Source organism: Thioclava electrotropha (genome assembly GCF_002085925.2).
Classification (GTDB): domain Bacteria; phylum Pseudomonadota; class Alphaproteobacteria; order Rhodobacterales; family Rhodobacteraceae; genus Thioclava; species Thioclava electrotropha.
In genome coordinates this window covers 3,647,101-3,660,038 of the sequence record NZ_CP053562.1, presented here as the reverse complement: position 1 = coordinate 3,660,038, position 12,938 = coordinate 3,647,101, and the positions used below count along the sequence as shown (strand labels likewise).

At 64.0% G+C, this 12,938-nt stretch carries 15 protein-coding genes; 5 read left to right on the top strand and 10 right to left on the bottom strand.

Going from position 1 to position 12,938, the window contains the following annotated elements; genetic code table 11:
* Positions 1–89 precede the first annotated feature (89 nt).
* Both AKL02_RS17375 and AKL02_RS17370 read left to right on the top strand, forming a co-directional pair.
* The gene (locus AKL02_RS17375) at positions 90–653 is read left to right on the top strand and encodes a F0F1 ATP synthase subunit B' (protein WP_078522462.1); all 564 of its coding nucleotides are present in this window, start codon (positions 90–92) and stop codon (positions 651–653) included.
* A 4-nt stretch (positions 654–657) separates the two neighbouring features.
* Positions 658–1,215 carry a F0F1 ATP synthase subunit B gene (locus AKL02_RS17370; RefSeq protein ID WP_083078332.1) on the top strand — a complete coding sequence of 186 codons (558 nt, stop codon included), beginning with the start codon at positions 658–660 and terminating at the stop codon, positions 1,213–1,215.
* 82 nt (positions 1,216–1,297) lie between these two features.
* Here AKL02_RS17370 and AKL02_RS17365 read toward each other — a convergent pair whose 3' ends face one another.
* The 3 genes from AKL02_RS17365 to AKL02_RS17355 all read right to left on the bottom strand — a co-directional run bounded on the left by AKL02_RS17365 (position 1,298) and on the right by AKL02_RS17355 (position 3,834).
* Positions 1,298–2,059: a FadR/GntR family transcriptional regulator gene (locus AKL02_RS17365; protein WP_078522464.1), complete on the bottom strand. Its 762-nt coding sequence runs from the start codon at positions 2,057–2,059 to the stop codon at positions 1,298–1,300.
* Positions 2,060–2,157: 98 nt separating this feature from the next.
* Complete coding sequence (locus AKL02_RS17360) at positions 2,158–2,838, bottom strand: YiaD family glycine zipper/OmpA-like lipoprotein (protein ID WP_075773903.1); 681 nt, start codon at positions 2,836–2,838, stop codon at positions 2,158–2,160.
* 141 nt (positions 2,839–2,979) lie between these two features.
* On the bottom strand, positions 2,980–3,834 hold the full coding sequence (locus AKL02_RS17355; protein WP_083078333.1) for a bifunctional helix-turn-helix domain-containing protein/methylated-DNA--[protein]-cysteine S-methyltransferase: 855 nt from the start codon (positions 3,832–3,834) through the stop codon (positions 2,980–2,982).
* Positions 3,835–3,949: 115 nt separating this feature from the next.
* Between AKL02_RS17355 and nth the strand changes: the two genes are divergently transcribed.
* Positions 3,950–4,594 (top strand): endonuclease III, encoded by a 645-nt coding sequence (gene nth / locus AKL02_RS17350; RefSeq protein ID WP_083078334.1) that lies wholly within the window; start codon positions 3,950–3,952, stop codon positions 4,592–4,594.
* Complete coding sequence (locus AKL02_RS17345) at positions 4,591–5,577, top strand: adenosine kinase (RefSeq protein WP_083078335.1); 987 nt, start codon at positions 4,591–4,593, stop codon at positions 5,575–5,577. The genes nth and AKL02_RS17345 overlap by 4 nt, the downstream gene beginning before the upstream one ends.
* 40 nt (positions 5,578–5,617) lie before the next feature.
* Here the strand turns inward: AKL02_RS17345 and AKL02_RS17340 are convergent, their stop codons facing one another.
* Positions 5,618–5,998, bottom strand: coding sequence for an HIT domain-containing protein (locus AKL02_RS17340; protein ID WP_075773907.1), 381 nt, complete (start codon positions 5,996–5,998; stop codon positions 5,618–5,620).
* Positions 5,999–6,009: 11 nt separating this feature from the next.
* Positions 6,010–7,584, bottom strand: a complete 1,575-nt coding sequence (locus tag AKL02_RS17335; protein WP_083078336.1) for a DUF5928 domain-containing protein — start codon at positions 7,582–7,584, stop codon at positions 6,010–6,012.
* Positions 7,585–7,734: 150 nt separating this feature from the next.
* Here AKL02_RS17335 and AKL02_RS17330 point away from each other — a divergent pair, with 150 nt between their 5' ends.
* A complete protein-coding gene (locus AKL02_RS17330; protein WP_083078337.1) occupies positions 7,735–8,553 on the top strand; it encodes a sulfotransferase family protein in 819 nt (272 codons plus the stop codon).
* Here the strand turns inward: AKL02_RS17330 and AKL02_RS17325 are convergent, their stop codons facing one another.
* The 5 genes from AKL02_RS17325 to uvrC are packed head-to-tail and all read right to left on the bottom strand — an operon-like array spanning position 8,554 to position 12,813.
* Positions 8,554–8,994 carry a molybdenum cofactor biosynthesis protein MoaE gene (locus AKL02_RS17325; RefSeq protein ID WP_083078338.1) on the bottom strand — a complete coding sequence of 147 codons (441 nt, stop codon included), beginning with the start codon at positions 8,992–8,994 and terminating at the stop codon, positions 8,554–8,556.
* A 1-nt stretch (position 8,995) separates the two neighbouring features.
* A complete protein-coding gene (moaD, locus tag AKL02_RS17320) occupies positions 8,996–9,244 on the bottom strand; it encodes a molybdopterin converting factor subunit 1 (protein WP_075773911.1) in 249 nt (82 codons plus the stop codon).
* On the bottom strand, positions 9,237–9,866 hold the full coding sequence (gene pgsA / locus AKL02_RS17315; protein WP_078542255.1) for a CDP-diacylglycerol--glycerol-3-phosphate 3-phosphatidyltransferase: 630 nt from the start codon (positions 9,864–9,866) through the stop codon (positions 9,237–9,239). The genes moaD and pgsA overlap by 8 nt, the downstream gene beginning before the upstream one ends.
* A 45-nt stretch (positions 9,867–9,911) precedes the next feature.
* Positions 9,912–10,970: a lysine-2,3-aminomutase-like protein gene (locus AKL02_RS17310; protein WP_083078339.1), complete on the bottom strand. Its 1,059-nt coding sequence runs from the start codon at positions 10,968–10,970 to the stop codon at positions 9,912–9,914.
* A 1-nt stretch (position 10,971) separates the two neighbouring features.
* Complete coding sequence (gene uvrC, locus AKL02_RS17305) at positions 10,972–12,813, bottom strand: excinuclease ABC subunit UvrC (protein WP_108722395.1); 1,842 nt, start codon at positions 12,811–12,813, stop codon at positions 10,972–10,974.
* Between the last annotated feature and the right edge of the window lie 125 nt (positions 12,814–12,938).

The window sequence follows — 12,938 nt, the reverse complement described above, 5'->3', positions numbered from 1 at the left end:
CAGCACGCTTTTCCTTGAGGGCGGGTGGGCTCATTCGGAGCCCATCCCGTGACCCGCAAGGGGATTTGTGATCAGGGTCGAGGGACGACATGGCAAGCGAAACGCAAAATACAGCGCACGCAGCCGCTGATGCGGCCCAAGGCGCGGCACATACCGCGCAAAAGGCCGGTATGCCGCAGCTCGACTTCTCGAGCTACCCGAACCAGATCTTCTGGCTCGTGGTCGCTCTGGTCGCGATCTACTGGCTGCTGACGCGCATCGCACTGCCCCGGATCGAGGCAGTTCTCGCCGATCGTCAGGGCACGATCGCGGGTGACATCGCCGCGGCCGAAGACTTCAAGCGCAAGGCCGAAGAGGCCGAAGCAGCTTACGAGAAGGCTCTGGCCGAAGCACGCGCTCAGGCGCAGAAGATCGCAGGCGAAACCAAGGCCGAGATCCAAAAGGACCTCGACGCGGCTATCGCCAAGGCAGATGCCGAGATCGCCGCACGCTCCGCGGAATCGGAAGCCCGCATCGCGGAAATCCGTGACGGCGCGCTTGCAGCGGTCGATCAGGTCGCCAAGGACACCGCCGGCGAGATCGTCGCGGCTCTGGGTGGCAACTCGGACGCATCGGCTGTCAACGCGGCTGTCGAACAACGGCTGAAAGGGTAAGACGATGAAGAAACTCTCGCTTCTCCTTCCGTTCGTGGCGGCACAGCCCGCCTTCGCAGCGACGGGCCCGTTCTTCTCGCTTTGGAACACGAACTTCATCGTGACCATCGCCTTCATCATCTTCGTGGGCATCGTGCTCTACGCGAAGGTGCCGGGCATGCTGGGCAAGATGCTCGACAAGCGCGCGACGAACATCCGCTCGGATCTCGACGAAGCGCGCAAGCTTCGTGACGAGGCGCAAGCGGTTCTCGCCAGCTACGAGCGCAAGTCGCGGGAAGTGCAGGGGCAGGCCGACCAGATCGTCGCCGCCGCCAAGCGCGACGCCGAAGCCGCTGCCGAGAAGGCCAAGGAAGACCTAAAGGTCTCGATCGAGCGCCGCCTGAAGGCCGCTGACGAGCAGATCGCCTCGGCCGAGGCGCAGGCTCTGAAAGAGGTCAAGGACCGTGCCGTGTCGGTTGCCGTGGCCGCCGCTGGTGACGTGCTCGCCAAGCAGCTGAGCGCGTCGGACCGTGCCGCGATGATCGACAGCTCGCTGAACGAAGTCGAACAGCGCCTGAACTGATCTCCCCTAATGGGTGACATTGAAAACCCCGGTCCGATGGGCCGGGGTTTTTCTTTGTCTTGGTGGCAGAGGTGATGTGGGCTCAGCGGTTATGTTCGAGACGTAAGCGCGCGGTGGCCTCGTTGCGCTCGGCCCGGCGCATCGCCGCCATCTCGACTTCGACAAATTCCATATGGGCCGCGATGGCCTTGCGCGCGGCAGAGGCGTCGCGGCGCTGGATCGCCTCGTTGATCGCGCGGTGCTGGTCGAGCAGCTTGCTGCGCGTGCCGCGGTTCCGGAACATCATGGAGCGGTTGTAGAACACGCCCTCGGCGAGCAGGTCGAACATCGCGCGCATCATGTGGATCATGATGACGTTGTGGCTCGCCTCGATGATCGCCATGTGGAACTGCGCATCGAGCTGCGCCTCCTGCGTGGGATTGCGCTTGGAATGGGCCGCTTCCATTTGGGAGAACAGCGTCTGGATCACCGCGAGATCGGTGTCAGAGCCGCATTGCGCGGCGCGCTCGGCGGCGAGCCCCTCCATGTCGCGACGGAACGAGATGTAATCGAACAGCGCCTGATCGTTGCGCGCAAACAGCCGGATCAGGGCAGGCGAGAAGGCGGAATCGAGCACTTCGGCGACATAGATCCCGGCCCCGGCGCGTGTGGTCAGGAGACCCGATTCCTGCAGTTCCGCGACCGCTTCGCGCAGGCTCGGACGCGAGACGCCAAGACGTTCGGACAGCTCACGCTCGGAGGGGAGGCGCTCACCGGGGCGCAGAATGCCCTGCAGGATGAGCTGTTCGATCTGGCGCACGACAGCATTCGCGAGCTTCTCGGATTCGATCTTCTGAAATGGCATGCACCCCTCCATGTGGTAAAGATGTATGACCAGATCGGGTCGTCGGCAATGAAAAAAGGCCGGGTTTCCCCGGCCCTTTTCCCACTCTGACGAGCGATTTAGTTGTTCGGACGAATGATGAATTCGACCCGGCGGTTCGCCTGACGACCCTCGGGGGTCAGGTTGCTCGCGATAGGTTGATCCTCGCCACGGCCCGTCGGGATCACGCGGTAGCTCGGAACGCCGCCATTGATCAGGACATTGGCCACCGACTGCGCGCGCTGACGCGACAGGCGCATGTTGTAGGCCGCATCGCCGGTGTTGTCGGTATGGCCGACGACTTCGACGGTGGTGTCCGGATAGCGGTTGAGGCTGCCTGCGAGCGTGTACAGATCGCGCTGCAGATCGGGGCGCACGGCCGCGCTGTCGGTCGCGAAGAGCACGTCTTGCGGCATCGTCACGATCAGCTGGTTGCCCTGACGCACGACGCTGACGCCGTTGGTGGTCAGGTCGCGGCGCAGTTCCTGCGCCTGACGGTCGAGCTGCGAGCCGATCGCGCCGCCGATCACGCCGCCGACGATCGCGCCGGCTGCGGCTTTGGTCAGCTTTTCGTCGCCTTTGCTCTTGGCGCCGAGGGCGCCGCCGATGAGCGCGCCGGTGATCGCACCGGCATTGCGGTTTGCGTTCGGGCTTTGGTCGGGGTTGTTCGCCCCGGTGTAGCCGCCCGGCACACAAGCGGTGAGCGCCATTGCAGCGGCGGCGCTCAGAAGAATGGTTTTGGTCTTGAGAACGGTGGTCATGTTCTGTCTCTGCCTTCTCTGGTCGCCCCATGTCTCGAGGCTTGCCGGAAGATACGCGTAAAATTCGCGCAGGTTCCATGCCCTTTTCGTGAAGCGCGGAAATCCGCGCATCATCTGGCGGTAGAAGCGGCGGAGGGACGCTCAATCGGCCTCTGCGCGGGCGCCTTCCCAGCCCAGAATCGCGCGTTTGACGCCCAGACCCCAGTGATAGCCGCCCAATCCGCCCGATTTGCGCAAGGCGCGGTGGCAGGGAATCAGGAAGGAGATCGGGTTGCGGCCCACGGCAGTGCCCACGGCGCGCACGGCCTTGGGGTTGCCGATCGCCTCGGCGATGCCGGAATAGGTGGTGACCTGCCCCGAAGGAATCGAGAGCAGCGCCTCCCAGACCTTGATCTGGAAGGGCGCGCCGATCAGCGTCAGCTTCGCTTCGCCGTGGCGGCTGAACGCGGCCTCGACCCAAGGACGCAGCGGCTCGGGGTCTTCGGTGAAGCGGGCGTCGGGCCAGCGGCGGGCGAGGTCGTCAAAGGTCTCGCGTTCGCCCATCTCGGCGGTGAAGCCCATACCGCACAGGCCCTGATCGGTGCCCATCGCAATCACCGGGCCGAAGGGGCTGTCGAACCGTCCCCAGCGGATCGCGACGCCGCCGCCGCCGCGGGCAAACGCGCCGGGCGTCATGGCTTCCCAGCGCAGCACCAGATCGTGCAGCCGGCCTGTACCGGACAGCCCCGCACGGTCGGCCACCTCGTCGAGCGGCAGGCGCTGGCTCAGCAACTCGCGCACGAAGTCGAGTGTCAGATATTGCTGGTAGCGTTTCGGAGAGACCCCGACCCAGGCCGAGAACAGCCGCTGAAAATGCGCGGGGCTCATCGAGAGCCGTGCGGAGATCGCCTCGAGCGTCAGCAACTCGCCCGCCGCCTGCGCCGCGTCGATCTCGTCCAGCGCGCGGGCGATGACCTGATAGTGGTAGCTCTCGGCAATGTCGCTGTGGTCGTTCATCACGCACCTCTTGGGCTTTTCCCGATCCTAGGGCGCGGGCGGCAGGCGCGCGACCCGAAAGCTGCGGTTTGCGCGCGGCCTTGCCCTTCGCGCGCGTGGCGGGCATTAGGAAAGCATGGCCAAGCAATTCGATTATGCCACGATGAAAGAGGTCTTCGCGCGGTTCGAAGCCTCCGAGCCCCATCCCAAGGGGGAGCTCGAGCACGTCAACGCCTATACGCTGGTGGTGGCCGTGGCGCTATCCGCGCAGGCGACCGATGCGGGCGTGAACAAGGCGACGCGGAAGCTTTTCGCCGTGGCCGACACACCCGAGAAAATGCTGGAGCTGGGCCTCGAGGGCGTGACCGAGCATATCAAGACGATCGGTCTGTTCCGGCAGAAGGCGAAGAACGTCATCAAGCTGAGCCAGATCCTCGTCGATCAGTATAACGGTGAGGTGCCGTCGTCCCGTGCCGCGCTGCAATCGCTGCCCGGCGTGGGGCGCAAGACCGCGAATGTCGTGCTGAACATGTGGTTCGGCCATCCCGCGCAGGCAGTCGATACGCATATTTTCCGGGTCGGCAATCGCAGCGGCATCTGTCCGGGCAAGGACGTCGACGCGGTCGAGCGCGCCATCGAAGACAATGTGCCCGTCGAATACCAGCGCCACGCCCATCACTGGCTGATCCTGCACGGTCGCTATATCTGCCTGGCGCGCAAACCCAAATGTCAGGCCTGTCCGATCAAGGATCTGTGCCAGTTTGAGGAGAAAAACCTTTGAAACAGTATCAGGTCGTCGGCATCGGCAATGCCGTCGTGGACGTGATCGCGCAATGCGACGATAGCTTCCTCGAGCATATGGGCATCGAGAAAGGCATCATGCAGCTGATTGAACGTGAACGCGGCGAGACGCTGTACGGCGCCATGAAAGAGCGCACGCAGGCGCCGGGCGGCTCGGTCGGCAACACGATCGCGGGGCTGGGCAATCTCGGGCTCACGACGGCCTTTATCGGCCGGGTGCGCGACGACACGCTGGGGCGCTTCTACGAGGCGGCTCTGCATGGCGAGGGCACGGATTTCCCAAACCCGCCGGTCAAGGATGGCGAACTGCCGACCTCGCGTTCGATGATCTTCGTGACGCCCGACGGCGAGCGCTCGATGAACACCTATCTGGGGATCTCGGCGGAGGTCTCGACCGAGGATGTCAGCCTCGACGTGGTGGAGAACACGCAGATCCTGTTCCTCGAAGGCTATCTCTTCGACAAGGATCACGGGAAGGCTGCGTTCCTGAAGGCGGCGCAGGGCTGTCACCGGGGCGGCGGCAAGGCCGGGATCGCGCTGTCGGACCCGTTTTGCGTCGATCGTCACCGCGCCGATTTCCGCCGTCTCGTGCGCGACCAGATGGATTACGTGATCGGCAACCAGCATGAATGGGAATCGCTCTACCAGACCGATCTGGACGCGGCGCTGAAGCAGGCCGCTGAGGAATGCGAGCTGGTGGTCTGCACCCGCTCGGGCGACGACGTGATCCTGATCCGTGGCGAGGAACGCGCGACGGTTCCGGTCAAGCGCGTGGTGCCGGTCGATGCGACAGGCGCGGGCGATCAGTTCGCTGCCGGCTTCCTTTACGGCTACGCGACGGGGCAGAGCCTAGAGACTGCGGGCAAGATGGGCTGCGCTGCGGCGGCCGAGGTGATCGGCCATTACGGCGCACGGCCCGAGATCGATGTGAAAGCGCTGTTTGCAGAGCGCGGGCTCATCTGAGCCTGTCTGGCGCGCCCGGGATAAGGGCGCGCCGCAAGACTTAACGCATCAGCAGCATCGGCCCGAGCGGGCGACCTGCGAGAATGTGCAGGTGGTAATGCGGCACTTCCTGCACGCCATTCTCGCCCGCATTGGTGATGCCGCGATAGCCTTCGCCGCCTTCGCCCGGGCTCGCGCCGGTCATCTTGCAGACCTCGGCCACGGTGCGGTGGAAATCGACGATCTCGGCATCGCTCGCCTCGGCGCAGAAATGATCGAGCGCGACATAGGCGCCTTTCGGAATCACCAGCACATGCTCGGGCGCTTTCGGGGCGATGTCGCGGAAGGCAAGCGTATGCTCGGTCTCCAGAACGGTGTCGTTCGGAATCTCGCCGCGCAGGATCTTGGCGAAGATGTTCTGGTCGTCATAAGTATAGGCCATGGCCTCTCTCCTCAGTCGCGGAAGATGTAGTCGAGTTCGGCCAATTCCTGCGCCATATCGGAAGGGATGTCGAGCGCATGGGCCAGCGCGCGGGCGTTGTCCTCGATCTCGCCGCCCTCGCGCATGAGCGCGTAATTCTCGAACTCGGCGTCGCGGAGCCGCTCGGATTCGTGGTGCAGATCGGCGCGGATTGTCGGCAGCATCTGCTCCACCACCTGCGGCGGCGTGTGCTGCCCCGCGAGGCCGACGCGCTGCGCGTGCCCCTTGAGATAGTCGTCGGAGAACTGACACTCGATCTCGAGGATGCGGGTCTGGCATTTGTCGCGGGTGAAATCTTCGATCACGTCGAGCTCGGCGGGATCGACGCAGATCACCATGCGGTCAGCGTTCTCGTGGTCGAAGACCATCCGCATCAGCGCGCGGCGGTGACGGTTACGCTTTTCCGGGCTGGTCTCGATCCCGCCGAGATCGGGCAGAGGGCCCATCTCGTTGAAGACGTAATCGAGCGCGGGGATCGAGGAGCGTTTGCGGAACTCGGCCACCAGCCGTTTCGCGACATGCCATTTCTTGCACAGGATCAGGGTCAGCGTGCGCTCGCGGCCCAAAGTCGCCTCCGCCTCCCAGAAGCGCGGTGCGAAGCGACGGCCAATGCGGCCGCGCCCGGTGAGGAAGCGATGCAGCGCGCGGCCCTCGTTCGAGACGGCGAAGTCCACGCCCTCGCGCGTCCACAGCTCGCCCAGACGCTGCTTCAGGTCGCGCGCCTCGGGGCTGATCTTGCGCGCGAAGAGGTAATCCTGCGCCAGCAGCAGATCGTAATGGTCGTTGTAGAAATTCGCGGGCATCCCGTAATCGGTGAACATCAGGAAGGTCAGCGTCCGGGTGCGGATCTCGGTCTCGGGAATCAGATGATGGACGATGGTCTGGAAGAAGGTTTCGTCCGGGATCCATGTCGTGCGGAAGAACCGCATCACATCGGGCCGCGCCTTGATGAAATCGAGCACCTGTTCCATCGTGCGCCGCCGCAGGCACCACCATTGCGAGCCGATCATCATCTGAAGATCGCCGGGCACCTCGCGCGACAGCTTAAGCTGCTTTTGCAGGTTATAGGCGAGGTAGAACCGCTTGGGCTGATTGCGCTCGTTGAACCAGTGGCGATAGACCAGCCGGTCTTCCTTCATCCCCGTCTTGATCCAGCCCGACGAGAAGAAGTCGAAGCTTTCGATATAATCGACTTCTTCGGCATCGAGGAAGTTATGGGCGTATTCGGCCGATTTGATCTGCATGCAATCGCCCGAGAGCATGTAGAAATGCGTGGCGCGCGGGAAATCGGCGACCGCGGCTTTTACCGCCTCCAGGGTCGCGGCGACGAGGCTCCATTCGCCCCAGCCGCATTTGACGCGCTTTTTCGCGAAGGTGACATTGGGATTGGCATCGAGCGCGCTGCGCAGCTTGCGGTAATGTTCGGGCTTGGCGCGCGCGTCGAAATGGATCGCCACATAATCGCCCGTCTGCGTCAGCCGTTCCGCCTGCGCGATGATCCCGTCAGGATCCTTATGGGTCAGAAGAATAAAGGCGATTCGGGCCATACGGGAAACGATGCGATGTCACTTGCTGGTATTATCCGACTTGTTAGCCGGAATGAGCGTTGAAAAGACAGGACTTCTTTGCTCTTTACTCGATATTTATTATGTCTGCGTTACCCGGTCACGGGTATGCGACCTTCTGGAGGGCTTTGAATGGGATTTCCCGGAACCTGGATGACCGAGAGCGAAAGCATGGTGTATCGCGTCGTGCCGAAATGCGCCTGCTCCTCCATCGGGCAGATCATGTTCTATTCCGATCACGGGAAATTCTTCGACGGCGATATCCACGATTCCAAGACCGGGCTGCACAAGTGGTCGCAGGACGAAAGCCAGACGCCGATCACCGAAAACGTAGTGGCGCATAAGAGCTACGCCTTCACCTGCGTGCGCAATCCCTATCAGCGCATCCTGTCGTCCTTCTTCGACAAGATCGCGGGCATCCAGCGCAACGGCAAACGCTATCGCGGCAAGCTGGTGCCGCAGCTGATCCAGAAATACGGGATCGAGGTCGGCTCTCCGGAAGACAATTTCGATTTCGATCAGGTCGCCTCGTTCCGCCGCTTCCTGCTGTTTGCGCGCGACACGATCCGTTGGCGCCGCCCGATGGAGCCGGACATTCACTGGTCGGCCATGTCGGGCCATATCTCGACCTTCATCGTCAATGGCGGGCGCTACGACAACATCTTCTTCACCGAGAAGTTCAACGAAGGCATGCAGTCGGTGCTCGACGCGGTCGAGACGCCGGTGAAGGTCGATCTGGCCAAGGTGCCGCGGTTCAACGAGTCCGAAGGGCACGGGCCGAAGCGCGCGCATAAGGTGAGCGATTATTTCGACGACCTGTCGCGCCACCTGATCTGGGAAATCTACAAGAAGGATTTCCAGCTGTTCCAATACGATTTCGACGATCCGGACAACAAGATACCGGTGGGCGAGATCGATCTGGACGAGGTGCACGCCAAGCTGGGCGACTGATCACCAGCGTTTCAGCGCGTCCTCGTCTTCATCCTTCGCAGCGACCCAGGAGGTGCCCTCGGGCCCGTGTTCCTTCTTCCAGAAGGGGGCGCGGGATTTCAGGTAATCCATCAAGAATTCGGCGGCTTCAAACGCCGCGACGCGGTGGCGGGCGGCGGTGGCGACCATCATGATCTGCTCGCCCACGCCCAGCCGTCCGTGGCGGTGGATGACGGTCACGTCCGACAGGGTCCAACGCTCGACCGCCTGATCCACGATGCCAGCGATCGCGCGTTCGGTCATGCCCGGGTAATGCTCCAGCTCCAGCGCCTCCATCGCGCCGGTGTCGTCGCGCACGATGCCGGTGAAGCTGACGACGGCGCCGACATCCGCGCGGCCCGTGCCGAAATCGGCAAGCTCTGCGCCCAGATCGAAGGGCTCGGCCTGAACGGAGACTTTCATCTCAGCCCCCCGTCATCGGCGGGAAGAAGGCCACCTCGCGCACGCCTTCGAGCGGCGCATCGAACTCCGCCAGATCCTGATCGAGCGCGACGCGCAGCGCGGAAATGTCGGCAAAAGCCGCCTCATAGCGCGGCTCGCGTGCCTTCAGCTCTTCGACGAGGTCGGCCACAGTCTTGGCCTCAGTCTCGACCTTTTCGCGTGGCAGGCCGATCCGCTCGCGGACCCAAGCGAAATAGAGAACGTCAATCATGGCTCGGCTCCTTCAGATAGGGCAGGGCCTTGCGAAAATAATCCCAGCCGGTGATCGCGGTCAGCACGGCGGCGATCCAGATCAGCGCGAGGCCGACATGGGTCGCGAAATCGGCGGGTGTGGCGCCCAAGCGGATATCGCCTTCGCCTGCGCGCGGGGCCTGACCCTGCTCGAGATAGGCAAGCCCGGTGCCGAGGAACAGCACGGCAATCGCCACCATCTGCGCGGTGGTCTTCCATTTGGCGAGCTTCGTTACCCGCAGCCGCCCGGCATCCGCGCCGAGGAATTCGCGCAGCCCCGAGACGAAGACTTCGCGGAACAGGATCACGGTCGCGGGCAGGATCAGCCACGGGTTCATGCCCGAATAGCCGGTCAGCACCACCAGCGCGATCACCACCATCGCCTTGTCGGCGATCGGGTCGAGCATCGCGCCGAAGCGGCTCTCCTGTTTCCACGCCCGTGCGAGGTAGCCATCGAACCAGTCGGTGACCGCCGCGCTGATGAACAGCGCAAGCGCGAGCCAGTCGGCCCAGGGGCGAGAAAAATAAAGGAACAAGACCGCCACACCGGGGGCAGCCAAGAGCCTGAGCACGGTCAGGATATTGGGAAGGGTCCATTTCATGGGAGGCAACCTAGCTGCGTGGTTCGCAAAGCGGAAGAGGGCGCGTTAACGGGTCGCGGGATCGCGATATGCATGCACCGTCCCATTGCGGTCGGTAACGCGCCAGTCTCCGGGGCCGTCGCCCGGTGTGAAGTGGTCCGAGGTGATCGGGACCTTGCCGTGGCCGCCGGGGATATCGAGCACGTAGCTGGGCAGCATCGTCCCCGAGCAGCGGCGGCGCAGCTCGGCCATCAGCGCGCGCCCTTCCGCGATGGTGGTGCGGAAATGCGAGGTGCCGCGCGCGAGGTCGCAATGGTGCAGGTAATAAGGTTTGACGCGCAGCTTGGTGAGGGCGCGGAACAGCACCTCCAGCGCGTCGGCACTCGCGTTGACGCCCCGCAGCAGCACGGTTTGCGACAGCATCGGGATGCCGCGATCCACTAGCCGCGCGATGGCATCGCGGGCGGCCGGCGTCAGTTCCTGCGCGTGGTTGGTGTGCAGCACGATCCAGGCGGTCGGGGCGGCGCGCAGGAGGGCGCAAAGCTGTTCGGTGATCCGCTCGGGGGCGACGACCGGCACGCGGGTATGCAGCCGGATCTGGTCGATGTGCTGGATCGCGGAGAGGCACTCCAGCACCGCGCCAAGCCTGCGCGTCGAGAGCGTCAGCGGATCGCCTCCGGTCAGGATCACCTCGCGAATGGCCGGGGTCGCCGCGATATAATCGAGCGCCTGCGTCAATTGGTCTTCCGGCAGCGGCCCGGTTTCGCCCACCGTCTCGCGGCGGAAGCAGAAGCGGCAATAGACGTCGCAGGTCTTCGTGATGTGCAGGATCACCCGGTCGGGATAGCGATGCGTCAGCCCCGGAGCGGGGGAATGGGCGTCGTCGCCGATCGGATCTTCGAGCTCTTCGGGACGGGTGACCAGCTCGGCCGCCGAGGGCACGAATTGCGCGGCCACCGGATCGGTCGGATCGGCAATCGCCCCGCGCATTTCGGGTGTGACGCGGATGCGGAACTCTTCGGCTACGCGCTCGAGATCGGCGCGGGTGTCCGAGGCGGTCAGCCCGTCGCGTTCGAGATCGGCCACGCGGGTCAGCGCGCGGGGGTGGCGGCTGTGATCGGTCATCTCAGCCCTTCTCGTTGAAGAAATTGTGGATCGTCTCGGCCATCGCCTCGGAGATGCCGTCGACCTCCATCAGGTCGATGGGGGCGGCGCGGCTGACCGCCTTGGCGGAGCCGAAATGCGTGAGCAGCGCGCGCTTGCGGGCCGCCCCGATGCCTGGAACCTCGTCCAGCGGGTTCGCCATCTGCGCCTTGGCGCGTTTCGCACGGTGGGTGCCGATGGCCCAGCGGTGCGCCTCGTCGCGCAGGCGCTGGATGTAATAGAGGACCGGCGATTGCCGGGGCAGGGCGATGGGGCGCTGACCCGTGCGGTGGAACTCTTCCTTGCCGTGGTCGCGGTCCACGCCTTTCGCGACGCCGACCATCGCGACGTCGCTCACGCCCATCTCGTCCATGATCTCGCGCACCGCCGAGACCTGCCCGGCGCCGCCGTCGATTAGCAGTAGATCGGGCCAGGCCTCGGATTTCCGCTCTGGGTCTTCCTTCAGCAACCGGGTGAAGCGGCGGGTCAGCACCTCTTTCATCATCCCGAAATCGTCGCCCGGCGTCAGCTCCGCGTTCTTGATGTTGAACTTGCGATACTGGCTTTTGATGAAGCCTTCCGGCCCCGCGACGATCATCCCGCCCACGGCATGCGCGCCCTGAATATGCGAGTTGTCGTAGACCTCGATCCGCTGCGGCGGCTTCTCCAGCCCGAAGGCCTCGGCGACGCCCGCCAGCAGTTTCGCCTGCGCGGCAGATTCCGACATCTTCCGACCGAGGCTCTCGCGGGCATTGCGCGCGGCATTCTCGACCAGCTCTGCCTTTTCGCCGCGCTGCGGGACGGTGATCTCGACCTTGCGCTCGGCGCGCTCGGAGAGGAATTCGCTTACCAGTTCCTCATCCTCGACCGGATGCGATAGCAGGATCAGCTTCGGCGGCGGGCGGTTGGTGTAGAACTGCGCGATGAAGGCCTGCAGGATTTCGGGCGCTTCGGCGCCGGAGCCGGTCTTGGGATAGAAGTCGTGATTGCCCCAGCTCTGGTTCGCGCGGATGAAGAAGACCTGCACACAGGCCTGCCCGCCCTCCTGATGGAGAGCGATCACATCGGCCTCGGCGGTGCTGCGCGGGTTGATCCCCTGGCTTTGCTGCACGTTGGTCAGCGCCTTGATCCGGTCGCGGAGCGCAGCGGCGCGCTCGAATTCCATATCGTCGGAGGCTTGCTGCATCTGTTCGGCCAGCTCGCGCTGGATCGTGGTGGACTTGCCTTGCAGGAACCGCTTCGCATCGTCGACCAGCGCTGCGTAATCCTCCTCGGAGATCTTGCCGACGCAGGGCCCCGAGCAACGCTTGATCTGATATTGCAGGCAGGGGCGCGTGCGGGTCTCGAACATCGAGTCCGAGCAGTTGCGCAGCAGGAAGACCCGCTCCAGCTGGTTTAGCGTGCGGTTCACCGCGCTCGCGCTCGCGAAGGGGCCGAAGTAATGGCCCTTTTCTTTGCGCGCGCCGCGATGCTTCTTGATCATCGGATAGGGGTGGTCCGTCGCGATCAGGATATTGGGAAAGCTTTTGTCGTCCCGTGCGAGCACGTTGTAGCGCGGTTTGAGCTGCTTGATCAGGTTCTGCTCGAGCAGCAGCGCCTCGGTCTCGGTCCGCGTCGTGAGGAACATCATCGAGGCGGTCTCATGGATCATCCGGGCGATCCGCGCCGAGTGTCCCGAGGGGCGTGCATAGTTCGAAACGCGCGCCTTCAGGTTGCGTGCCTTGCCGACGTAAAGCACCTCGCCCTTCGCGTTCAGCATCCGATAGACGCCGGGCGATCCGTCGAGACGCTTGAGGTAATCCGCGATCAGCGCATGGCCCGTCATCCCGTGTTGCGGGCGCGTGGCCGCCGGGGGATCGAGGGCGTCGTTGCTGTTTACGTCGTCATTCATGAGCAGGCTTCGATTCTCCCCTGTGGCTGCAACCTCGCGAAGACGTTTTCAAGGAAAAA